Here is a 22,468-nt window from a genome sequence, read left to right on the forward strand (position 1 = left end):
GCACCTCCCCGCCGGACCGCCGCCGGCGCGCGGCCCGCCAGCTCGCCAGGCTCGCCGAGGCCGGGGTGCCCGGCGCCGACCCGGACGTCTGGTATGGGCTGCCCGAGCTGTCCAGCGCGCGGCCACTTCGGGTGGCCGACGAGCGGATCGTCGTCTCACCGTCCACAGTGGAGGTGCTGGCGCGCTGCCCGCTGCGCTGGATGGTCGAGCGGCACGGCGGGCAGGACCCGGCCGAGCTGGCGTCGATCACCGGTGTGCTCGTGCACGCGCTGGCCCAGGCCGCCGCGGACGGCGCGGACGAGATGGCGCTGCGTGCCGAGCTCGATCGGGCGTGGGACGTCGTGGACGCCGGCGCGCCGTGGTTCTCCCGGCGCGAGCGGGCGCGGGTGCACGCGATGATGGACACGTTCCTGGGCTGGCTGCGCGCGACCCGCGGGGAGCTGACCCAGGTCGCGGTGGAGCAGGACTTCGCCGTGGACGTGCCGGAGACGCCGGTGCGCGTGCGCGGGCGGGTCGACCGGCTGGAGGCCGACGCCGACGGCCGGCCGGTGGTGGTCGACGTGAAGACCGGCCGGGCGCCGGTCACCGAGAACGACGCGAAGGAGCACCCGCAGCTCGCGATGTACCAGCTGGCCGCGGCGTACGGCGCGTTCGCCCGGCTGGGCCTGGACCGCGAGCCGGGTGGCGCGCGGCTGCTGTACGTGTCGAAGGTGAACCGCCGCAGGCACGCGACCGAGCGCAACCAGGACGCCATGGACGAGGAGGGCCTCAAGCACTGGACCGGCGTGGTCGCCGACGCCGCCGCGGCCAGCACGGGCCCGGAGTACGTCGCCCGGCAGAACCCGGACTGCGCCCGCTGCCCGGTCCGGTTCAGCTGCCCGGTCAACCCCAGCGGCCGCCAGGTAACCGAATGACCCCGCGAGTCCGACACTCCGGTACCGCGAGTCCAACACTGTGTACCCGCGAGTCCAACACTCCGGTACGGCGTGTCCGACGTTGGGAACCCCCGAGTCCAGCGCGCCGGCATGCGCGCGGCGTTGGACTCGCCGGTCGCGAGTGTTGGACTCGCGAGTCCGGAACGTTGGACTCGCGGGTCCGGAGTGTTGGACTCGCGGGTTCTGGGCGTTGGACTCGCGGGTTCGGGTGGGTGGGCGGGTGAGTGGTGAGTTGATCTCGCCGCGGTTGTTGGCGGCGGAGTTGGGGTTGCCGGCGCCTACCGATGAGCAGGTCGCCGTTATTGCCGCGCCGCCCGAGCCCGCGCTCGTCGTCGCCGGCGCGGGGGCGGGCAAGACCGAGACGATGGCCGCGCGCGTGGTGTGGCTCGTGGCGAACGGCCTCGTCACGCCGGATCGCGTGCTGGGCCTGACGTTCACCCGCAAGGCCGCCCGCCAGCTCGCCGACCGGGTCCGCGCCCGGCTGCGCCGCCTGGCCGGCTCCGGCCTGCTCGCACGGCTCGACCCGAGTGGCGAGCGGCTGGTCGCAGTCCACGCCGGCGAGCCCACCGTGCTGACCTACCACGCCTACGCCGGCCGGCTCGTCGCCGAGCACGGGCTGCGGCTGCCCGTGGAGCCGGGCGCGCGGCTGCTCACCGAGACCGCGTGCTGGCAGCTCACGCACCGCGTGGTGTCGACCTGGACCCAGGACCTGGAGACCGACCGCGTGCCGGTCACCGTCACCCGCTACCTGCTGGAGCTGGCGGGTGAGCTGGCCGAGCACCTCGTCGACGAGGAGCGGCTCGCCCGCTACTCCGAGCAGGTCTGCGCGGCCATCGAGAACGCCCCGCGCGCGCCCCGGCAGCGGACCGAGCTGTCCCAGGACCTGCGCGAAGTCGTTGCCACGCAACGGTTCCGGCTCGCGCTGCTGCCACTCGTGCACGCCTACGCCGAGCGCAAGCGGCGCGAGGGGGCGCTGGACTTCGCCGAGCAGATGGCGCTCGCCGCGCGGCTCGCGAGCACGCACCCGGAGGTCGTACGCGGCGAGCGCGAGCGGTACGGCGTGGCGCTGCTCGACGAGTACCAGGACACCGGCCACGCGCAGCGGATCCTGCTGCGCTCGCTGTTCGGCGGGCCGGAAGGGGGCTCGGGCGGCGAGCCGATGCCGGTCACCGCCGTGGGCGACCCCGTGCAGGCGATCTACGGCTGGCGCGGCGCCAGCGCGGCGAACCTGCCCCGCTTCGCGACGGACTTCCCCACACGGGGCCGAAGGCCCGCGACCCGGTACGGGCTGTTGACGAGCTTCCGCAACCCGCCCGAGGTCCTGGCGCTCGCGAACGCGGTGTCCGAGCCGCTGCGACCCGACGTGGGGGAGCTGCGTGCCCCGGACGGCGCCGGCCCCGCCGATGTCCGATGTGGACTTTTCGCCGACGCCGAGGCGGAGGTGGCCTGGCTCGCCGACGCGATCGCCGACCGCTGGCGGTCCACTGTGGACGAGACGGGCCGGCCGCCGACCGCGGCGGTGCTGGTGCGGCGGCGGGCGGACATGACCGACCTCGCGGCCGCCCTGCGGGAGCGCAGGTTGCCCGTGGAGGTCGTCGGCATCGGCGGCCTGCTGGACGAGCCCGAGGTGCGGGACCTGGTGTCGGCGCTGCGGGTGCTGATCGACCCGCTGGCCGGGACCGCGGCGGCGCGGGTGCTGACCGGTGCGCGCTGGCGGCTGGGCGCGGCGGACCTCGCGGCACTGTGGCGGCGGGCCGCCGAGCTCGGCAAGGCGTACCAGACCGAGGGCGAGGGAACGCTGGCCGACGCGGTGCCGGGCGAGGGCGCGGAGCAGGCCGGGCTGGTCGACGCGATCGACGACCCGGGCGAGGCGGAGGCGTACTCGGCCGAGGGCTACCGGCGGATCCGCACGCTCGGCGCGGAGCTGCACGCGCTGCGGCGCCGGCTCGACCAGCCGCTGCCGGAGCTGGTCGCCGAGGTGGAGCGGGCCATGCTGCTCGACGTCGAGGCGAAGGCGAGGCCGGGCGGCGCGGGGCGGGCGCACCTGAACAAGTTCGCCGACGTGGTGTCCGACTACGCGCGGACGAGCCCGTCGGCCAGCCTGCCCGCGTTGCTGGACTACCTCGCCGCCGCGGAGGCCGCCGAGGACGGGCTCGAACCGGGTGAGGTCGAGGTGGCCGAGGACCGGGTGCAGATCCTCACCGTGCACGCGGCGAAGGGTCTCGAGTGGCAGGTCGTCGCCGTGCCGCACCTGGTGAACGACGTGTTCCCCAGCCGCAAGCGGACCTCGTGCTGGCTGCGCGCGGTGACCGAGCTGCCGGCCGCGCTGCGCGGTGACTCGGCGGACCTGCCCACGCTGAACCTGGACGGCGCGGCGAACCGCAAGGAGGTCGAGCACGAGCTGACCGGGCACGCCGAGGCGTTCGCCGAGCGGGACCTCGTCGAGGAGCGGCGGCTGTGCTACGTGGCGCTGACCCGCTCCGAGCGCGTTCTGCTGGTGTCCGCGCACTGGTGGGGCCGCACGGGTTCGAAGCCGAAGGGCCCGTCGGCCTTCTTCACGGAGGTGGCCGGGCTGGTGCCACCCGAGCACGCGGCACCGCCTCCGGCCGAGGACGAGGAGAACCCGCTCGCGAACGCGGACCGCACGGCGACGTGGCCGGCCGACCCGCTCGCGCTGGGACGCGAGGACGTCCGCGAGGGCGCGGCCATGGTGCGCGAGGCGCTGGCCGCGGTGCGGTCGGACTCGGGCCAGCTGATGCTGGAGGACGACCCGGAGGGCTGGGCGGCGGACACGGACGTCCTCCTGGCCGAGCGCGCGGCGGCCGCCGCCCGGCGCGAGCAGGTCACGCTGCCGCCGTCGATGTCGGTGAGCCAGCTGGTCGAACTGGCCGCGGACCCCAACGCGCTGGCCCGGCGGCTGCGCCGGCCGCTGCCGTTCCCGCCGAACCCGACCGCACGGCGGGGCACGGCGTTCCACGCGTGGCTGGAGAAGCGGTTCGGCTCGCGCGCGCTGCTGGACCTCGACGAGCTGCCCGGGTCGGCGGACGCCGGTGCCGCGCCGGACGCGGACCTCGACGCGTTGAAGGACGCGTTCCTGGCCTCGTCGTGGGCGGAGCGGGTGCCGCACGAGGTGGAGGTCCCGTTCACCTGCGACGTCGCGGGGATCACCCTGCGCGGGCGGATGGACGCGGTGTTCGCGGACCCCGACGGCGGCTGGACGGTGGTCGACTGGAAGACCGGCGCGCTGCCCCGCGACGAGGACCTGCCAGCTCTGACCGTGCAGCTCGCCGCCTACCGGCTGGCGTGGGCGAGCCTGTCCGCGGCGCCGGTCGACCGGGTCCGCGCCGCCTTCCACCACGTCCGCCAGAACCGCACGGTCCGCGCCGCGGACCTGCTGGACGCCGACAGCCTGCGCGCGCTCCTCCACACCGTCCCCACGCGCTGAACCACCGGCGTTGCCGCGGCGTGCACTCGCTGGTGCTCCGCGTGCACTCTCCCTCGGCGAACGCCGGGTCCGGTGCGAGGTTCCTCCCTGAGGGCAACCCGAAGCGAGGAGGACACATGGGGATGCGCAAGGTGCTGGCCGGGCTCGCGGCCGCGGTCGCGCTGGCCGTCGGTCTGGTGCTGGTCCTGCCCAGCGGTGACGCGGACGCCAGCGGCCGGGAGCTGAGCCACAAGGCCGCCGCGGCCAAGCTCCGCAAGGCGAACATCGGCTGGACGTCGAGCGGTGGCTGCAGCAACCGCCACAACCCGACCTGCACCTCGTTCCGGGGCATCAAGTCCGGGACGATCAAAGGGGTCATCACGCTCAAGAAGGCCAGCAAGTGCCGGCTCACCGTCACCGGCGGCACCGAGACCGGCCACGCGCCGGGCAAGTACAGCCACTGGAACGGCTACAAGATCGACATCTCGCGAACGTCCTGCGCCACCCGCTACATCAAGCGCAGCTTCAGCTACATCGGCGGCGCCAAGTGGCGCTCCGCGGCCGGCAACGTCTACTACGACGAGGGCGACCACTGGGACATCACGTACTACTGACCCGACTCACGAAACCGTGGGGGTCGCCGGCGCACCGGCGGCCCCCAGGTTAATCTGCCGCCGTGACCAGCCCTGACGACGTAGGCACCGTCCTGTCGCGCAAGCTGCGCCGGCGCCTGCGTGCCGAGCGGCTGACCGACCGCCCCGACCACTCGCTCGTCGGGGTCATCCGGATGCCGGAGAGCTCGGTCAGCCCGATCACGTCGATCGTGCGCCGGGTGGTCTGGGCGGTCGTGGCGCTGTTCTCCGCGGTGCTGCTCGTCTACCTCGACCGCGACGGCTACCGGGACAGCAACGGCGACGGCCTCTCGCTCCTGGACTGCATCTACTACGCGACCGTGTCGTTGTCGACCACCGGCTACGGTGACATCACCCCGGTGAGCGAGACCGCCCGCCTGGTCAACATTCTGGTCATCACCCCGTTGCGGGTGCTGTTCCTCATCGTCTTGGTCGGTACCACGCTCGCGGTGCTCACCGAGCGCTCCCGACAGGCTTTCAAGCTGCAACGATGGAGGTCGAAGGTGCGCGATCACGTGGTGGTCGTCGGTTACGGCACCAAGGGCCGGTCGGCGGTCAGCTCGGTGCTCTCGGACGGTGTCGAGCCGGAGCGGATCGTGGTGGTCGACACCGACCAGTCCATGCTCGACGCCGCCTCCGCGCTGGGCCTGATCACCGTGCACGGCTCGGGCACGCGGTCCGACGTGCTGCGGGTCGCCGGAGTGCCGCGGGCGCGCGCGGTCGTGGTGGCGGCGAACCGGGACGACTCGGCGGTGCTGGTGACGCTGACCGCGCGTGAGCTCGCGCCGAAGGCACAGATCGTCGCGGCCGTGCGGGAGGCGGAGAACGTCCACCTGCTGCGCCAGTCCGGTGCGAACCAGGTCGTGGTGTCGAGCGAGACGGCGGGCCGGTTGCTCGGCATGGCCACCCACACGCCGACCGTCGTGGACATGGTCGAGGACCTGATCACGCCGGAGTCCGGCCTGGCCATCGCGGAGCGCGACGTCGCGCAGGCGGAGGTCGGCGGGTCGCCGCGGCACCTGCCGGACATCGTGCTCGGCGTGGTCCGCGGCGGCAAGCTCTTCCGAGTGGATCACCCGGAGGCCGACGCCATCGAGCCCGGCGACCGGCTGCTCTACGTCCGAAAGATAACCCCGGCAACCGATACCGACTGAGGTATTCCTGTACGTCCGGATCTGCGACCATCGTCGGGTGCGGATCACGGGTCGGCAGGTACCACCACCCGGCTACCTGCGATGGGCCGCCGCGGGGCTGGCGCTCCTGCTGCTCAGCGTCGCCGCCGCGGCGATCGTGAACGTGCTCGGCATCTTCGGCTTCACGGCGCCGGACGCGGACGCGGGCACCCGAGTGTCCGCCAGGGTGGCCACCGGCACACCGTGCGACCTTCCGAACGCCGTCGAGATCGTCACGTTCGAGCACGAGGGCGACGACCGCGAGGTCCGGTTGAGCGGCTGCGGGCACGCGGAGGGGGAGCCGGTCGACATCATGCTCCCGCCCGGTCCGGTGGTGAACTCGATGGTCGTGCGGTCGGCGGGCGTGGCGGCCGTGGACCGCACGCGCGGCGAGGGGCTCGGGTTGGTCCTGCTCGTCGCCAGCGGGTGGGCGGGGGCCGGGTACGCGTTCCTCGTGCGCCGCGGTCCCCGGGGCCGGCCGCTGCCGCGCTCGTTGCGGCTGTCCCGCCCGCCCGTGCCCCGTCGCGCGCCCGCACCCGGTCGCTAGGCGTCTCAGGACACGTCCGCCGCGGGGCTCTTCCACGTGTTGCACTGGAAGGTCCGGTTCTTCTGCGCGCCCTGCTCCCACCACGCCGCGGTGTGAGCGTCCGTGCCGTGGTCGCGCGGGAGGCCCGCCGTGTGGTCGCCGCGGTTCTGGGACGTGCGGGCCTCGTTGAGGATGTTGTCGTTCACCGAGCCCCGGCCGTACGTCGCCGCCAGGAACATGCCCGAGAAGCACTGCGCCTGCAGCTCCAGCCGCCGCGAGAGCTCCAGGCCCGACCCGGTGTCGACGCCCGCCTCGTACCTGGCCTGCGCGTAGGTGTCGAGCACCCCGCTCAGTGCCTGCACGTGATGGCCGTACTCGTGCGCCAGCACCGCCAGGTAGACCCCGGGATGCGGCCCGTACTGCTCGGTCTGCAGGCCCGCGAACGGCATGTACAGCGTGTTGTTCTCCCCGCAGTAGAACGCCGCGACCGCGCCGTTCCCGCCGGCCACCGATCCGCACGGGCTCGACCAGTTGGTGCCCTCGGGGAACTTCATCGCCGGGGTGGCGAACGGCAGCCCGGCCTGCTCCAGCACCGGGCGCCACGCCCGGTCCAGGCACGGCAGGGTGCTGCGGAAGAACGCCGCCGCGCCCGCCGGCGAGGTCGTCCAGCGGGTCAGCCGGCACGTCACCGCGGGCGTGCCGAGTTCGCCGGCGAACAGCGGGTTGTCGCCGAGTTCGTACACCGGTCGCGGGCCGGCCGGAGTGGTCTCGGTCGGCGTGTTCGCGGTGGTGCTGACCGGGGCGTCGGTGGTCGTCGTGGTCGGCGCGTCGGTCGTGGTCGGGGCGTCGGTCGTGGTGGCGGTGGTCGTGCTCGTCTCGCTGCTCGTGGCCGGCTCGTCGTAGCCGGTGTCGGCGACGTGGTTGCCGCGGTCGCTCAGCGCCACGAAGCCGAGCATCCCCGCGCTCACCACGAGCACCGCCACGACGATCGTCGCGACCAGCGGGCCGGTGTTGGACTTCGGCCGCGGGTACGGCACGCCCTGGTGACCCGGATAGCCCCGCAGCCACGGCGGCGCGGTCGAGCCGGGCGGTGGAAACGCTTGCGGCCCTTGCGGATGCGGCCGGTACGCACCGGCCGGCGGCCGGCCACCGGGACCGGGAAAACCGGCCGGACCGGGCGGACCGATTGGGCCGGGCTGGCCGGGCATCGGGTAGGGCGCGGTGGGCCGGTACGGCTGCGGTGGTGGTGCCTGTGGTGCCTGTGGTCGTGGTGGTTGTGGTCGTGGAGGCAGGGGGCGCGCCTGCGGTGGCGGCAGCGGTCCCGTCGGGCGCCACGGGCCCGATGGTGGCTGAGTCATTCCCCGTCCTACCCCCACGTTCATCGGCCCCCGGCCCGATCTTGCCGGACAGGCGGTGAGCATATGGGCTCTGGACTATCCTCCGCAGGCGTGTTCGCGAAATGGGGGGCCGTGGTCGCCGGCGCGGTGACGGCGGCGGCGGTGTCTGGCGGCACGCTCCTCGGGCTGGTCCAGCCGTCGCTGCCCTCGCCCCCACCGGACGTGCCCACTGTGGACATTCCGGTGCCGTCCAAACTGCCTACCGACCTGCCCACGCAGGACATCCCCTCGATCGACCCGACGAGGCCGAGCACGCTGCCGCCCGGCCCGCGGCCCACCCCCCTGCTCCCGCAGAGCGTCAACATCGCGTTGAAGGTCGAGCGCGACGGTCGGCTGTCGGTCAGCGAGCAGGTGTTCGTCCAGGCGCGCAAGACCATGACCCGCCACCAGCCGCTGCTCATCCGGGCCGGCGACGACACCGACCGCGTGTTCACCGTCGAGGACGTGCGGGTCGACGGCAACGGCACCACCGAGGTGACCGGCGACGAGTTCGTCATGCGACTCGGCGAGGGCGCCACCACGGTCACCTACACCGTCGACGGCGCGGTCACCGACGCCGGCGGGCGCCAGCAGGTGCGCTGGCAGGTGGCCGGCGGCTGGGACGTGAACCTCCGCCTCCTGCGTGCGTCGTTCGTCGCGCCGGACCTGCCCAGCGAGGTCGTCTGCCTGGCCGGCCGGCGCGGGTCCGAGCAGCCGTGCTCGTCCGCGATCACCGACCACGGACAGGTGCTGCGGGTGGTGCAGGAGGACCTGCCGGCCGGCGAGCGCGTCGACCTGTCGGTGATGCTGCCCTCGGGCACGGTCGGCGGCGCCGGCGACGCGGAGTTCGCCGAGGTCACGGTCAGCGCGTTCGCCCTCACCCCGGTCAGCGGGGTCGGCCTGGGCGCGCTCGCCGCCGTGCTGGTCGGCGGGTTCGTCCTGCTCTGGCTCGCCCGCGGCCGCGACACCCGCGCGCTCGCCGCGGACGTCGGCCCGGTGGAGTTGCTGGTCGCCGACGGCGGCCGGGTCGCGTTCGCCTCGCCGGACGGCGTGCTGCCCGGCGAGGTCGGCACGGTCGTCGACGAGCACGTGGACGTGGCCGACGTGACCGCGACCGTGGTCGACCTCGCGGTCCGCAACTACCTGACGATCCGGCGTGCGGGACAGGACTGGGTGCTGCTGCGCCGCAACCCGCCGGACGAGGCGCTCACCGGCTACGAGCGCGCGGTGTGGCGGGCCCTGCTCGGGGACGCCACCGAGGTGTCGCTGTCCCAGCTGCGCGGCCGCCCCCTCGACCTGTCCGGAATCCGGGAGGAGCTCTACGCCGGGGTCGTCCGCCATCAGTGGTTCGCCCGCCGGCCCGACCACGAGCGCACCCGCTGGCTGCTCGCCGGCGTCCTGCTGGCGGTCCTCGGCGTCGCCGCGACCGTGGTGCTCGCGCTGACGGTCGGGCACGCGCTGCTCGGCCTCGCCGTGCTGATCGGCGGGCTCGGCCTCGCGCTCGGCGCCCGGTTCATGCCGGCCCGGACCAGGCGCGGCAGCGCGCTCGTGCAGCAGGTCCGCGGGCTGCTCGGATACCTGCGCGGCACCGACTCCGCGACCGTTCCGGCGGCGGACCGCGAGATGGTGCTGTCCCGGTCGCTGCCCTACGCGGTGGTGCTCGGTGAGACCGCGGGGTGGCTCGCGCGCTTCGCCGACCTGGACACCGCGGCCGACGGCACGCCCGGGATCTACTGGTACGAGGGCGAGGACGGTGTCGACGGGCTGGTTCGTGACTTCCCCGCGTTCCTGCGCGAGCTCGACGTCGTGCTCACCGCGTCGGGTCAGTTGCGCTGACGTGCCAGGGATTAGTGTCGGGGGCGATGAGCAACCAGATCTGCCCGTCCTGCGACGGCTCGGGATGGTGAACCGATGACCGAGAGCATCCGGACCGTGTGCCACGGGTGCCGGCAGGTCACGCAGTACCGGGACGACGCCGGGAGCATCCGCCCGATGGTCCTGCCCGGCAGCGGCACGGTGTGGGCGGACCGGGCGCCGGGCGGCATGGTCGAGCAGCCGTGTCCGGAGTGCGGCGACGGCGAGGATCCGGGCTGGCTGCCGGGCTTCGTGTCGCCCGTGTGAGTCGCGGCGAACGTGCCGGTGAACCGCTGCCAGAAGTCCGGATCCCGCCGGATCGGCGTCCACGTCCCGTCGGCGACCCGGAGGTCGTAGGTCCGCGCGACGCCGCGGGTGTCGTAGTCTCGAAGCGGTGCCGCGGGGATCGGGTCGGGCGAGGTCACCGTGGACGATGATCGACCGACCGGCCTCGCGGCCGAATGTCAGTGCCGCCACGTAGGCTTCGGACATGCCAGCAACCGAGCTGAACAGGTTCACGTTGCCCAACGGGCTACGGGTGGTCCTCGCACCGGATCCGACGTCGCCGGTGGTCGGCGTGAGCGTGCACTACGACGTGGGCTTCCGGTCCGAGCCGGAGGGGCGGACCGGCTTCGCGCACCTCTTCGAGCACCTGATGTTCCAGGGCAGCGAGAGCCTGGAGAAGCTCGCCCACTTCCGGCACGTGCAGTCCTCGGGCGGCACGTTCAACGGCTCGACCCACCCCGACTACACCGACTACTTCATGGTGCTGCCCTCCGGCGGCCTCGAGCGCGCGCTGTTCCTCGAGGCCGACCGCATGCGAGCGCCCAGGCTCACCGAGGAGAACCTCCGCAACCAGGTCGACGTGGTCAAGGAGGAGATCCGGCTCAATGTGCTCAACCGGCCCTACGGCGGGTTCCCGTGGATCCTGCTGCCGCCGGTGCTTTACCAGACATTTCCCAACGCCCACAACGGGTACGGCGACTTCACCGAGCTCGAGCAGGCCGACCTGGCCGACTGCGCGCAGTTCTTCGACACCTACTACGCACCGGCCAACGCCGTGCTCACGGTCGCCGGCGACCTCGACGTCGAGCGCACCCGGGAGCTCATCGACAAGCACTTCGGCGACGTCGTGGCGCGCCCGGCCCCCGACCGGCCGTCGTTCGCCGAGCCGCCGCCCACCGGCGAGCTGCGCGGCGAGCACCCCGACCCGCACGCGCCGCTGCCCGCGCTCGCGGTCGGCTACCGGATGCCCGACTCGATCGGCGAGCTCGACGGCTACCTCGCCAACCTGGTTCTCGCCGCGGTCCTGGCCGAGGGCGACGGCTCCCGGCTCCAGCAGCGCCTGGTCCACCGCGAGCCGCTGGTCACCGACGTCAACGCCGCCTGCGGGCTGTTCGGCCCGTTCGAGGCGCGCGACCCCGACACGTTCGTCGTCACCGCGGTGCACTCGGCGGAGGTCGGCGAGGACCGCGTCCTCGCCGCGGTCGACGAGGAGCTCGACAAGCTCGCCGGCGCGCCGCCCAGCGACGAGGAGCTGGCCAAGGTCAAGGCGCGCTGGGTGGCCGGCCTGCACCGCGAGCACGACCGGCTGATCTCGCGCACGCTCGCGTTCGGCTCGCTCGAGCTGCTCTACGGCGACCCGGGCCTCGTGCACACGCTGCCCGACCGGATCGCCGCGGTCACGCCCGACGCCGTCGCCGCCGCCGCCAAGGCATTGCGCCCCGACTCACGCGCGGTGCTCACCGTGACGCCGGCAGGAGGAGACCAGTGACAGCGTTCGATGCCGCCGCGGCGACGAGTACGTCGACGGGCTTTCGCACCGCCACCGAGATCGGCCACACCGAGCTCGGCCCGCGACCGCTGCCGCCGCTCGCCGAGCAGCGCGCCGCGACCGGTCTGTCCTCTGTGGACACCGTGCTGGACAACGGGTTGCGGGTCGTCGCGGTGCACGCGCCGGCCGTGCCGATGGTGGAGCTGCGGCTGCGCATCCCGTTCGCCGGCACCGACCCGCTGCACGCCGCGCGTGCCGAGGTGCTCGCGGCCACCATCCTCACCGGCACCAGGCGCCGCGACCGGGTCGCGATCGACACCGACCTGGCACTGGTCGGCGGCGAGCTCGATGCCGGCGTCGACCCGGAGCGGCTCTCGATCAGTGGCAACGCGCTCGCGAGCGGCTTCGACACGCTGCTCGACGTGCTCGCCGACGTGCTCACCGGCGCCACCTACGCCGAGGAGGAGGTCGGCGGAGAGCGCGGGCGGCTCGTCGAGCGGATCGCGGTGGCCCGGTCGCAGCCGAGCGTGATCGCGCGCGAGGCCCTGCAGCGGCACCGCTACGGCGACCACCCGTTCACCCGCGAGATGCCGGAGGCTGCCGACGTCGCCACGGTCCGCGCCGAGGAGGTCCGCGAGCTGCACGCCGCCGGGGTGCTGCCGCGCGGCTCGGTGCTGGTGCTGGTCGGCGACATCGAGCCGGCCGAGGCGGTGGCCCGGCTCGGCTCGGCGCTGTCGGTGTGGTCCGACGAGCGCGAGGCCGTGGTGCTGCCGGACCTGCCGCACGTGACCGGCGGCGACGTGCTGTTCGTGCCACGGGCCGGGGCGGTGCAGTCGCAGCTGCGGCTCACCGCGCAGGCGGTCGCGCGCACCGACCCGCGGTACCCGGCGCTGCAGCTCGCGAACCTGGCGTTCGGCGGCTACTTCTCCTCGCGGCTGGTGGAGAACATCCGCGAGGGCAAGGGATACACCTACCACGCGCGCTCGTCGGTGGAGTTCACGCCGAGCGGCGCGACGCTGCTCGTCGAGTCCGACACGGCCAGCGAGGTCACCGCGCCGGCGCTGCTGGAGACGCGCTACGAACTGGCCCGGCTCGGTGTCGTGCCGCCCACCGAGTCCGAAGTGGACTCGGTGCGGCAGTACGCGATCGGGTCGCTGCTCATCGCCACCGCGTCGCAGAGCGGGTTGGCCTCGCAGCTGGCCGCACTGGTCTCGCTGGGGCTGAACGTCGACTGGCTGGTCGAGCACCCGGCGCGGCTCGCTCGGGTCACCGCGGAGCAGATCGCGGAGGCGGCGCTGGAGTTCTTCTCGCCGACCCGGTACACGGGCGTGATCGTGGGCGACGCCGAGCAGCTGCCGCTGCTCCGGTCGCTGGGCGGCGTCATCTCCTCGTGACCGAGCCGTTCCAGCTCGCCGACCTGCCGACGCTTTCGCGGTCCACAGTGGACCGCTACGAGCAGATGCGCACCGACCAGGCGCGGCTTGCGAAGCTGTGGGCGACCGGCCAGGTGATCCTGCTGGACGAGAAGGGCCGCACCCCGGTCGCCACAGTGCCGGGTGGCGAGGGCGCGCTGTCGCTGGCGACCCGTCCGTCGGCGCGGATCGCCGAGGAGCGGCCGCCGGACGCGCTGCTGCTCGGCGAGCACGACGGTGTGGGCTACTGGGCGGTGCGGCGAGCGGAGCGGCTGCGCGAGGGCGTGGCGTCGCCGGAGCTCGCGTGGGGCCTGTGGACGGGCGCGGCATCCGAGGACGGCGAGGAGTGGCACGACCTGCGCACGATCGGCGCGCTGCTGGACGACACGTCGGCCGGCCTGTACACGACGGCGGTCGGGTTGGCGAGCTGGCACGCGAGGGCCGGCTACTGCGCGAGGTGCGGCGCGCCGGCCGAGCGGACCAGCGCCGGTTGGGCGACGCGGTGCACGGGCTGCGGGCGGGAGGAGTACCCGCGCACGGACGCGGCCGTGATCTGCCTGGTGCACGACGACGTCGGGGTCAACGGTGCGCGGGTGCTGCTGGCGAGGCAGCCCGTGTGGCCGCCGGAGCGCTACTCGGTGCTGGCGGGCTTCGTGGAGGCCGGCGAGTCCCTGGAGGCCTGCGTCGAGCGGGAGATCGCCGAGGAGGTCGGCGTGCGGGTGACCGGGATCCGGTACCTGGGCAGCCAGCCGTGGCCCTTCCCCCGCTCGATCATGGTCGGCTTCGCCGCCGTGGCGCCGGCCGACGCCCCGTTGCACCCGGCGGCCGGGGAGATCGAGGAGGCCTGCTGGGTGCCGCGCGCCGACCTACGCGTCGCCCTGGCAGCGGGCGGCGAGATCGAGGGCCTCAAGTTACCGGGCCCCACGTCGATAGCCCGCCTCATGCTGACCGGCTGGGCCACCGCCGACTGACCCTCCCGCACAACCCGCGAGTTCAACGTTCCCGGCCCGCGAGTCCAACACTCGCGACTGGGCTCCGCGAAGATGCGGGTGCAGGTCAGCCAGCGAGGATGCTGTCCGCGTGGAGGTGTAGCGGTTCGGCGAGGTCGGGGTGGTCGCCGCCGTCGATGCGGTTGAGCAGGCGGGCGAGCACGTAGAGTTGCGCGATCTGGCCGGCTGGCGTATCGAGTGTCTCGGCGAACAGGTCGTGCACGTGTTCGGCGACCACTACCACGAGGGGGCACTCGGAAACCCGATGGTGCGAGGTCGGGTGGTTCGGTCAAGATATCGTGCGTGAACGTTCCCGTGCGTCAGGTTCGTGCCCGTTACACGGCCGAGTCGATCACGGTGTATCAGGCGTACTCGCCCGAGATCGCGGTGCCCGCGCTGGCGGCGGGGCGGTTCGTGAGGCCGTTCAGGCGGGAGCGGATGACGTGGATCAAGCCGTCGTTTCTGTGGATGATGTATCGCAGTGGGTGGGCGTCCAAGCCGGGCCAGGAGTGCGTGCTCGCCGTTGAGATCCTGCGGGGCGGGTTCGAGTGGGCTTTGGCCCATGCTTGTCTGAGTCATTTCGACGCCGGCGTCTACCCGGACCTGGACGTGTGGGCGAGCCGGTTGCGGGCATGCCAGGTGCGGGTGCAGTGGGACCCGGAGCGGTCGTTGCGGCTGGGGCCGTTGTCGCACCGGTCGTTGCAGGTGGGACTGTCCGGTGCGGCCGTGGACCGCTACGTGGACGACTGGATCGTGGGGATCACCGATGTCACGGGTGTCGCCCGGGCGATTCGTGATCACCTGGCCGCTGGCCATGAGGAGGTCGCCGCGGGGCTGGTGCCGGAGGAGCGCCCGTACCCGTTGCCGCATCCGGTCGGTGCGGTTGTCGGCGCCGACCCGGGAGGGCAGTTCGGGTGACGTACGCGGACGAGCTGCGCGCCCGGTTCCGTCACGCACCGGTCGGCCCGCCTCAACCACCGTGGCGCCCTCTGGTCGCGGCGCCCACCGCTGTGGCCGTCGGGGGACTGCTCGGCGTCGGATTCGCCACTCATCCCGGCGACGGCGTTGATCTTCTGCTGGTGGCCTCGAGCCAGGGGCGGGGTCTGTTCGACGGTGCCACCGGCGAGCGCGTTGCCCGCGATCCCGACCCGGACTTCGACTATCCGGATGGCCAGGACCTGTGTTGCACCGGCATCGGCATCCTGGCCGGCGTACGGGTTCCGCTCGCTGGGCTGTTCGGTGGCGGGCTGCACCGGGTCACGCCCGACGGCTGGATGCTCGACATCGTGACCCCGGACTGGCCCGCCGAACGGGTCGTGCTGTCCGCCCCATCTCAGGATCCCTTCGGCGAACCGGACCGGGGAGGATGGCAGGTCATCCACGACGAGACCGTCTGCGAGTTGCGTGCGGTCGGCTTCTCGCCGACCGGCACCACACTCGTCATCGCGTCCAGCTGCGACTTCATCATGTTCACCAGAGCCTGATGCCACTGGCCACTGGCCACTGGCCACTGTCCACTGTGAACCATGTGCTGCTCAGCCCGCCGACCCTCGCACCCCGGAGGGTGCCGGTGCGGAAGGGGATGACGCCCATTCGAAGCCGGTGGGATGGAGCGGTCGGCGGTGTCGCGGCCGGCGTAGTTGGTTGCGGAGCAGGAGCGGACCCAGGTCCGCAACGCCTCGGGATGGATGCCGAGATCTCGTGCACCTGCACGACCGGCCGGCCGGATTCGGCCACCTCCCGCACCGCACGCTCACGCAGTTCGGCAGAGAGGCCGTGCGCGGCTGAGTTCGTGTGGCCATTGAGCAAGGCCGCCGCTGACGCCACGTTCGCGCTGCTGAGACAGACGTGTGTTGCGTTCCAGCTATTGCCGATGTGACGTTGTTAACTGGATCGCCAGTCAGTCGGCGGGGATGAACCCCTGCAACTGGTCGAGCAGGAAGGGCGACCCGGGCTTCTCGGGCGTCCAGCCCTTGGCCCGAGCAGCGCGGATCGTATCGGCAACTTGTGCGGGCAGTACGGGCCGGATCCGCGGTCGCCACCTTCTGGCCCTACTGGCCCACGACACCACCGCCCACCCTCGGTGACCTGGCGGGGCTGGTGCGACGGCTCCACGAGCTGCCAGCACCGCCCTTCGCCCTGCCCCGGTACCGCCCGCTACACCGGCTCGGCGAGGCCCCCGAGATCGACGAGCGTCGGCCCCAACCGGTGCTCTCGGACAACGATCGGGCGTGGCTCGGCGCCCGGGCCAGATCGCTGGTCGACGCCTTCGCCGGGACGACCTTCCCGTTGGGGATCGGACTCGTGCACGCCGACGCACACAGCGGGAACCTCGTTCATCACGAGGGTGGCTGGGTGCTGATCGACTGGGACCAGGCATGCATGGGCCCGCGCGAACTCGACCTCCTCACCGGCCTGCCGAATTACTTCGACGAACCCGAAACAGACCGCACGACCTTCCTCACCGTCTACGGCTACGACCTGACACGATGGCCACACTGGACACTGCTCCGCGACATCGCCGAACTACACTCGCTGTCCTCCTATATCCGCCTCGCGCCCGGCAAACCCGCCGCCGCCAAAGAGCTGGCAAACGGGTGATGTCGCTACGATCTGGCGATCGATCCGTCACCTGGCGACCAGTTTCCTAGGAGCGCTGCGCTGACCAGCGCGATCTCGCGGCCTGTGGACGGACACCCCCGAACAGTCAGGGGTTGCCCGTAGGCTGGTGACCGGGGGCCGGAGGCCAACCCGTCCACACCACGGGACGAGAGACGCCTCCGTGCAAGACCTCCGGCCGGTCGCGCTACCGTGTCGGGCTCGGGGCCCGGCACCCGGTCGGGCGGTGGGGGTGAGCGACGTGGTGGGCATGGCGCGGGCGGTCGGGCTGCTGCTCGGCGTCGCCGCGGATGGGGCGTTCGGGGATCCGCGGCGGGGGCATCCGGTGGCCGCGTTCGGCAAGCTCGCGGCGCGCGTCGAGCGGGTCCTCTACCGCGACCACAAGCTGTCCGGCGCCCTGCATGCCGCGGTGCTCAGCGGCGGGGCGCTCGCGCTCGGCGTGCTCGCGGAGCGTGCCGGCCGGGGGCGCCCGGCGGTGCAGACCGTGACGACCGCGGCGGCCACCTGGGTTGTCCTGGGTGGACGGTCGCTCGCCGTGCAGGGCGCCGCGATCGGCAGGGAACTCGACGCGGGGCAGCTGCCGGCCGCGCGCGAGCGGTTGCCGCACCTCTGCGGCCGCGACCCCGAGAAGCTCGACGCCAACGGCCTCGCGCGCGCCGCGGTCGAGTCGGTCGCCGAGAACACCTCCGACGCCGTCGTCGCGCCGCTGCTGTGGGGCGCGGTCGCCGGAGTCCCCGGCCTGCTCGGCCACCGCGCCGTCAACACACTCGACGCGATGGTCGGCTACCGCTCGCCGCGCTACCGCCGCTTCGGCTGGGCCTCCGCCCGGCTCGACGACCTCGTCAACCTGCTCCCGGCCCGGCTCGCCGCCCTGCTGACCGTCGCCGGCGCACCCGTCGTCGGCGGCTCCTGGCGTGGCGCCTGGCAGACCTGGCACAGCGACGCCGCCGCGCACCCGAGCCCCAACGCCGGCCGGGTCGAGGCGGTCTTCGCCGGTGCGCTCGAGATCCGGCTCGGCGGGCGCACCGAGTACGAGCACGGCGTCGAGGAGCGCCCGGTCATGGGCGAGGGCCGGATGCCCGACTCCGGCCACGTCACCCGCGCCGTCGAACTGTCCCGTGTGGTCGGTGGGCTGGCCGCCGTGGTCACCGCGCTGATCGCGCTGTTCCGCTCGCGCCGCTAGCTCTCCGCGCGGTACGTGTGCTCCGCGGGCGTTCGTCACGCGACTGGGCCAGCGCCACCGAGCGGAACGTGTCACGAAGTGCTTGATGCGCTTCAGTTCCTCGGGCCGGATCCGGTAGTTCTCCGCACGTGGTGGCACGCTCGCCGCCGCGCGCGAGTCGGCGAGCCACGGCTCGTGCAGGATCTCCCATTACGCGTACTCGCCCGGTCCGCCCGTCAGCAGCAGCTCGACGACGAAGCTGTGGCGTAGAACGTGGAACGGGTGCGGGTTTGGGGACCACGAAGGGTGAGCGCTACGAGACGGCGGACGGGACGAGGGGCGAGATCCGCAGCTTCGACGAGCACGACCGCGTCCGGCTCACTGGCGGCCCGCGGACTGGGACCACGACTCGAACGTCCAGGTAGCGGCCGCGCAAGCGATCCCGGGCGACGGCCGGCTCGCCGGCCCGGGTCGAACGGCAGGGCCCTGGTTACTCGGCGAGCGGCCGTCGGCAGGCAGGTTTGGGGCGGCGAGCCCGCGCGTCAGGGCTGGTTGCTCGCGGCCCGTTCGCGCGCCTCGTCCTCGGCGATCTGTTGGGCGACCGTCCGCCGCCGGCGCTGCCCACGCTGTCCATGCGGCCCGCGAGGGCGAGCCTGATCGGTCGGCGCGGACCCGGGCCCGGGTTGGGCCGGCTCGCCGGCTCGCTCCGCCAGGACCCCACCCGGCCGGATCTCCCGCCACGTGAAGTACAGCCACGCCAGCAACGCCATCACGCCGAACGTGATCCACTGCAGCGCGTAGGACAGGAACGGCCCCGCCTCCAGCTCCGGCAGCGGCAGCGGGCCCAGCACCCCCGGACTGCCGGCCGCGAGCTGCACGTACCCCGGCCGGATCGACAGCCCCGTCACCTCGCCGACCGCGCGTGAGTCGACCGCGTAGACCTGCGGGCGCTCGCCGCCCAGCGGGGACCGGCCCTGCGGGTCGCGCTCGTCCGCGCGCACCCGGGCGGTCAGCTCCCGCGTCCCGGCCGGCGGCTCCGGGTACGACGGCAGCGTCAGCTCCTCCCGGCCCTGCACCGGCCGCACGTACCCGCGGTCCACGAGCGCCACCGTGCCGTCGGTCAGGCGGAAGGGCGTCAGCACCTCGAACGCCGCCTCGCCCTGCACGGTTCGCAGCCGCGCCACGACCTCGTCGTCGGCCAGGTAGGTGCCGGTCAGGGTGACCGTTCGCCACTCGCCGGTGCCCTCTGCCAGATCGGCGAGCGGCACCGGGGCGGCGGTGAACGACCGGGTGATCGCGTCGTTGGTCGCCTTGCGCTCGGCGTGCCGGCCGAACTGCCACGGGGCGAGCACGGCGAAGCAGGTGACGGCGAAGACCACCACCACCAGCGTCAACGCCAGCCACTCAGGCCGGAGCAGGAAGCGCAACCGCACCCCACAACGGTAGGCCAGGCTCACCCCCGCAGCGCCGACCGGGCGGCCGCCACGGCCTGGCCCGCGTACCCGCCGCCGAACAGCACGGTGTGCACGAGGAGCGGGAAGAGCTGGTGCAGCCCGACCCGCCCGCGCCAGCCGTCGGCGAGCGGCGTGACCTCCTGGTACGCGGCGACGATCCGGTCGAGGCGCGCACAGCCGAACAGGTCCAGCATCGCGAGGTCGGTCTCCCGATGGCCACCGTGCGCGGCCGGGTCGATCAGCCACGCGCGGCCGTCCGCCGCCCACCGGACGTTGCCGCTCCACAGGTCGCCGTGCAGCCGCGCGGGTGGCTCGTCCGGACCGGCCAGCGACGAGATCCGCGCGCACACCGACTCGACGGCCCGAACGTCCCCGTCGGACAGCACGCCCCGGTCGACGGCCGACCGCAGGTACGGCTCGACCCGCCGCGCCGCATACCACGACGGCCAGGACGAGCCCGGCTCGTTGCGCATCGGCGCCAACCCGATCCACGCGTCGACGGGGCCATCCGGCGGCGCCGCGCCGAACGCCTCGGCGCCGGCGGCGTGCAGCCGCGCCAGCCCGCGCCCGAACTCCTCCGCCCCGGCGGCGGTCGGCGCGCCCGGCTCGACGAGCTCCATGACGATCCACTCGTCGTCGTACCCGAGCACCTCGGGCAGCGGCACGACGCCCGGCTCGGCGAGCCAGCACAGCCCGGCGACCTCGGCACGCAGCGCGGTCACGTGGTCGTGCCGCTTGGCGACCACCACCCGGCCGTCCGCGAGCTCGACGCGCCGCGCGGTACCGCCCAGAGGCGTGCTGCCGGCGGCCGCCGAGCCGGTCAGCGCCTCGAGGTCCACGGCCGCGTTCACAGCCGCTCGCGGACCCACGTGAGCAGCCCGGGCATCGCCGCCTCGATCATGGTGAGCACGTCGGTGAACCCGTCCCGCCGGCCGTAGTACGGGTCCGGCACGTCGAGATCGCCGCGCAGGTCGCCGTCGGCGGCCGGGTCGAACGAGCGGAACATCCGCACCCGCTCCTCGCCGACGAGGTCGGCCAGCGCCGCCTCGTGCCCGGAGTCCATCGCCACCAGTAGGTCCGCGTCGAGGTGCTCGGGCCCGACCTGTGCGGCGACGTGCTCGGTCGGGTACCCGGCGCGCGCGAGCGTGCGCGCGGCCCGCGAGTCGGCCGGCTGCCCGACGTGCCACCCGCCGATGCCGGCGCTCGTCACCCGCACCCGGTCGTCGAGCCCGGCTCGGCGCAGGTGCTCGCGGAACACCACGGCGGCCATGGGGGAGCGGCAGATGTTGCCGGAGCAGACGAAGCACACGTGCACCCGGCCGAGTCTGCCGCATCGGTCGGTCAGGGGTGCAGGCGCGCGCCCTCGACGATCTTGTCGACCGCGGTGCGCGGGACCGTGCACGGCGAGGCCCACCAGGTCCAGCGAGCCGAACGGGACCGCGCGGACCACGGCCGTGCGCCCGGGTGTGGGCCGCGGTCAGCACGTCCGCCGGGGCCTCGAACGCGAGGACCGGCTGGCGGAACATCGGCAGGTACCACGTGGCGTCGGCGTCCGCGTAGGGCTCGCCGATCAGTTCGGGCACGGCCGCCGCGATGCCGCTCACCAGGAAGGCGCACACACGTTCAGGCGCTGCCAGCCGGCCAGGTCGTCGCGGATCACGACGGCGATCCTGGTCTCGAATCGCACCAGGCCAGCTTGGGCGCGCCGGCCGTGCCGTCTTGTACGTTCCTTGCATGACCGGCACCCGTCCGGACATCACGGCGTGGCACCCCCCTCGGGCGCGGGCATCCAGGAGGTGTTCCACGCACGCTACGACCTCGACCGGCACGACCACGGGGCACGAGCGACGCGGTGACGCTGCTGCCGCCGGGCGTGCCGCACGACGGGCGCTCGGTGCGGCCGGAGGGCTTCCGCAAGCTCGACCACTCCGTGCTCGACGACGCCCTCGTCGGCGCCGCGGTCGACCAGCCGACCCTGCGTGATCCCCTGCTGCGCAGGCGGATCCACCAGCTCCACCAGGTCCTCGCGGTGCGCACCGAGGACTTCGAGGCGGCCGGCCGCACGCCCGCGGCCGGCCCGCGGACTGGCCGACCGGCTCCGCGAGCTCCTCGACGCGCGGCTGCCCGGTGGCGTCCGGCTCGACGAGGCCGCGGCGACCCTCGGCACGCACCCCGCGTCGCTCGTCCGCGCGTTCAGCCACGAGTACCGCATCCCGCCGCACCGCTACCTCACCGGCCGCAGCCTCGAGCTTGCCCGGGGCCATCTGCTCGACGGCCACCCGCCCGCGCGGGCCGCCACGCTCGCGGGTTTCCACGACCAGGCCCAGCCGACCCGACACTTCACCCGCCTCCTCGGCGTCGGTCCGGCGCGGTACGTAGGATCCGGCGGATGATGACCGACCTGCGGCACCACGGCGATGTGGATGCCCCACCCGGACTCGAGGACTTCGCGGTGAACGTCCGCGGCGACGGGCCGCCGGCCTGGCTGCGTGAACGCCTCGCGCACGCCGTCGGCCGGCTAGGCCGTTATCCGTCCACAGAGGACGACAGACGAGCCCGTTCGGCGGTGGCGGCGCGGCACGGCCGGGACGCCGGCGAGGTGCTCGTGCTCGGCGGCGCCGCCGAGGGGTTCGCGCTGCTGCCCGCCCTGCGGCCGCGCGCCGCCGTGGTCGTGCACCCGTCGTTCACCGAGCCCGACGTGGCGCTGCGGTCGGCAGGCGTGCCGGTGCGCCACGTCCTGCTGCGGGAGTCCGACGGCTACGCGCTGGACCCGCGGGACGTACCGGACGACGCCGACCTCGTCGTGATCGGCAACCCCACGAACCCGACCTCGGTCCTGCACCCCGCGGACACCGTGCGGGCGCTGGCCCGGCCGGGCCGCGTCGTGGTCGTCGACGAGGCGTTCATGGACGCGGTCCCCGGCGAGCCCGCCTCGCTCGCCGGCGAGCCGCTGCCGGGTGTGCTCGTGCTGCGCAGCCTGACCAAGACGTGGGCGCTGCCGGGGCTGCGGGCAGGCTACGCGTTAGGCGAGCCCGCGCTGCTCGAGCGGCTCGCCGCGCACCGTCCACACTGGCCGGTCGGCACGCTCGTGCACGTGGCCGTGGCCGCCTGCGCCGCGCCGCACGCCGTCGCCGAGGCG

At 73.7% G+C, this 22,468-nt stretch carries 21 protein-coding genes and 1 pseudogene; 16 read left to right on the forward strand and 6 right to left on the reverse strand.

Features of this window, described 5'->3' with window-relative positions; translation table 11 throughout:
* The 5 genes from ACRDTB_RS28565 to ACRDTB_RS28585 form a co-directional block, all read left to right on the forward strand.
* Positions 1-914 (forward strand): RecB family exonuclease (locus ACRDTB_RS28565; protein WP_431435261.1); only part of this gene is annotated, 914 nt, incomplete at its 5' end.
* A 241-nt stretch (positions 915-1,155) separates the two neighbouring features.
* On the forward strand, positions 1,156-4,380 hold the full coding sequence (locus tag ACRDTB_RS28570) for an ATP-dependent helicase (protein ID WP_431435262.1): 3,225 nt from the start codon (positions 1,156-1,158) through the stop codon (positions 4,378-4,380).
* 116 nt (positions 4,381-4,496) lie between these two features.
* Positions 4,497-4,973, forward strand: coding sequence for a hypothetical protein (locus tag ACRDTB_RS28575; protein WP_431435263.1), 477 nt, complete (start codon positions 4,497-4,499; stop codon positions 4,971-4,973).
* A 104-nt stretch (positions 4,974-5,077) separates the two neighbouring features.
* Positions 5,078-6,145, forward strand: a complete 1,068-nt coding sequence (locus ACRDTB_RS28580) for a potassium channel family protein (protein WP_431435278.1) — start codon at positions 5,078-5,080, stop codon at positions 6,143-6,145.
* A gap of 37 nt (positions 6,146-6,182) precedes the next feature.
* Complete coding sequence (locus ACRDTB_RS28585) at positions 6,183-6,710, forward strand: hypothetical protein (protein ID WP_431435264.1); 528 nt, start codon at positions 6,183-6,185, stop codon at positions 6,708-6,710.
* 5 nt (positions 6,711-6,715) lie between these two features.
* On the opposite strand, the gene ACRDTB_RS28590 is transcribed toward ACRDTB_RS28585, so the two are convergent.
* The gene (locus ACRDTB_RS28590) at positions 6,716-7,726 is read right to left on the reverse strand and encodes a neutral zinc metallopeptidase (RefSeq protein WP_431435265.1); all 1,011 of its coding nucleotides are present in this window, start codon (positions 7,724-7,726) and stop codon (positions 6,716-6,718) included.
* Between the two features lie 411 nt (positions 7,727-8,137).
* Here ACRDTB_RS28590 and ACRDTB_RS28595 point away from each other — a divergent pair, with 411 nt between their 5' ends.
* The 5 genes from ACRDTB_RS28595 (at position 8,138) to nudC (ending at position 14,076) form a co-directional block, all read left to right on the forward strand.
* On the forward strand, positions 8,138-9,901 hold the full coding sequence (locus ACRDTB_RS28595) for a DUF2207 family protein (RefSeq protein WP_431435266.1): 1,764 nt from the start codon (positions 8,138-8,140) through the stop codon (positions 9,899-9,901).
* A 75-nt stretch (positions 9,902-9,976) separates the two neighbouring features.
* Positions 9,977-10,186, forward strand: coding sequence for a hypothetical protein (locus ACRDTB_RS28600; RefSeq protein ID WP_431435267.1), 210 nt, complete (start codon positions 9,977-9,979; stop codon positions 10,184-10,186).
* Between the two features lie 223 nt (positions 10,187-10,409).
* The gene (locus ACRDTB_RS28605; protein WP_431435268.1) at positions 10,410-11,693 is read left to right on the forward strand and encodes a M16 family metallopeptidase; all 1,284 of its coding nucleotides are present in this window, start codon (positions 10,410-10,412) and stop codon (positions 11,691-11,693) included.
* The gene (locus ACRDTB_RS28610) at positions 11,690-13,087 is read left to right on the forward strand and encodes a M16 family metallopeptidase (protein ID WP_431435269.1); all 1,398 of its coding nucleotides are present in this window, start codon (positions 11,690-11,692) and stop codon (positions 13,085-13,087) included. Before ACRDTB_RS28605 ends, ACRDTB_RS28610 begins: the two co-directional genes overlap by 4 nt.
* Positions 13,084-14,076, forward strand: coding sequence for an NAD(+) diphosphatase (gene nudC, locus ACRDTB_RS28615; protein WP_431435270.1), 993 nt, complete (start codon positions 13,084-13,086; stop codon positions 14,074-14,076). Before ACRDTB_RS28610 ends, nudC begins: the two co-directional genes overlap by 4 nt.
* An 85-nt stretch (positions 14,077-14,161) precedes the next feature.
* Here the strand turns inward: nudC and ACRDTB_RS28620 are convergent, their stop codons facing one another.
* Entirely contained in the window at positions 14,162-14,332 is a 171-nt protein-coding gene (locus ACRDTB_RS28620; RefSeq protein ID WP_431435281.1) for a hypothetical protein, read from the reverse strand.
* Positions 14,333-14,388: 56 nt separating this feature from the next.
* On the opposite strand from ACRDTB_RS28620, the gene ACRDTB_RS28625 reads away from it, so the two are divergent.
* The 4 genes from ACRDTB_RS28625 to ACRDTB_RS28640 all read left to right on the forward strand — a co-directional run bounded on the left by ACRDTB_RS28625 (position 14,389) and on the right by ACRDTB_RS28640 (position 17,896).
* Positions 14,389-15,012, forward strand: coding sequence for a DUF4291 domain-containing protein (locus ACRDTB_RS28625; protein ID WP_431435279.1), 624 nt, complete (start codon positions 14,389-14,391; stop codon positions 15,010-15,012).
* Positions 15,009-15,578 (forward strand): hypothetical protein, encoded by a 570-nt coding sequence (locus tag ACRDTB_RS28630; RefSeq protein WP_431435271.1) that lies wholly within the window; start codon positions 15,009-15,011, stop codon positions 15,576-15,578. Before ACRDTB_RS28625 ends, ACRDTB_RS28630 begins: the two co-directional genes overlap by 4 nt.
* Positions 15,579-16,101: 523 nt before the next feature.
* Positions 16,102-16,695 (forward strand): phosphotransferase family protein, encoded by a 594-nt coding sequence (locus ACRDTB_RS28635; RefSeq protein WP_431435272.1) that lies wholly within the window; start codon positions 16,102-16,104, stop codon positions 16,693-16,695.
* A 262-nt stretch (positions 16,696-16,957) separates the two neighbouring features.
* The gene (locus ACRDTB_RS28640) at positions 16,958-17,896 is read left to right on the forward strand and encodes a cobalamin biosynthesis protein (RefSeq protein WP_431435280.1); all 939 of its coding nucleotides are present in this window, start codon (positions 16,958-16,960) and stop codon (positions 17,894-17,896) included.
* Positions 17,897-18,417: 521 nt separating this feature from the next.
* Here the strand turns inward: ACRDTB_RS28640 and ACRDTB_RS28645 are convergent.
* The 4 genes and pseudogenes from ACRDTB_RS28645 to ACRDTB_RS28660 all read right to left on the reverse strand — a co-directional run bounded on the left by ACRDTB_RS28645 (position 18,418) and on the right by ACRDTB_RS28660 (position 21,019).
* A complete protein-coding gene (locus ACRDTB_RS28645) occupies positions 18,418-19,308 on the reverse strand; it encodes an SURF1 family cytochrome oxidase biogenesis protein (protein WP_431435273.1) in 891 nt (296 codons plus the stop codon).
* Positions 19,309-19,328: 20 nt separating this feature from the next.
* Positions 19,329-20,180: a fructosamine kinase family protein gene (locus tag ACRDTB_RS28650; RefSeq protein ID WP_431435274.1), complete on the reverse strand. Its 852-nt coding sequence runs from the start codon at positions 20,178-20,180 to the stop codon at positions 19,329-19,331.
* Positions 20,177-20,644, reverse strand: coding sequence for a low molecular weight protein-tyrosine-phosphatase (locus ACRDTB_RS28655; protein WP_431435275.1), 468 nt, complete (start codon positions 20,642-20,644; stop codon positions 20,177-20,179). The genes ACRDTB_RS28650 and ACRDTB_RS28655 overlap by 4 nt, the downstream gene beginning before the upstream one ends.
* 26 nt (positions 20,645-20,670) lie before the next feature.
* Positions 20,671-21,019, reverse strand: a pseudogene (locus ACRDTB_RS28660) (DUF2000 family protein).
* 289 nt (positions 21,020-21,308) lie between these two features.
* Here ACRDTB_RS28660 and ACRDTB_RS28665 point away from each other — a divergent pair.
* Together ACRDTB_RS28665 and cobC are read left to right on the forward strand one after the other, a co-directional pair.
* Positions 21,309-21,722, forward strand: a complete 414-nt coding sequence (locus ACRDTB_RS28665) for a helix-turn-helix domain-containing protein (RefSeq protein WP_431435276.1) — start codon at positions 21,309-21,311, stop codon at positions 21,720-21,722.
* A partial coding sequence (gene cobC, locus ACRDTB_RS28670) for an Rv2231c family pyridoxal phosphate-dependent protein CobC (RefSeq protein WP_431435277.1) occupies positions 21,719-22,468 on the forward strand: 750 nt, incomplete at its 3' end. The genes ACRDTB_RS28665 and cobC, both read left to right, overlap by 4 nt.

It is taken from the genome of Actinophytocola sp. (assembly GCF_050699935.1).
GTDB lineage: Bacteria > Actinomycetota > Actinomycetes > Mycobacteriales > Pseudonocardiaceae > Actinophytocola.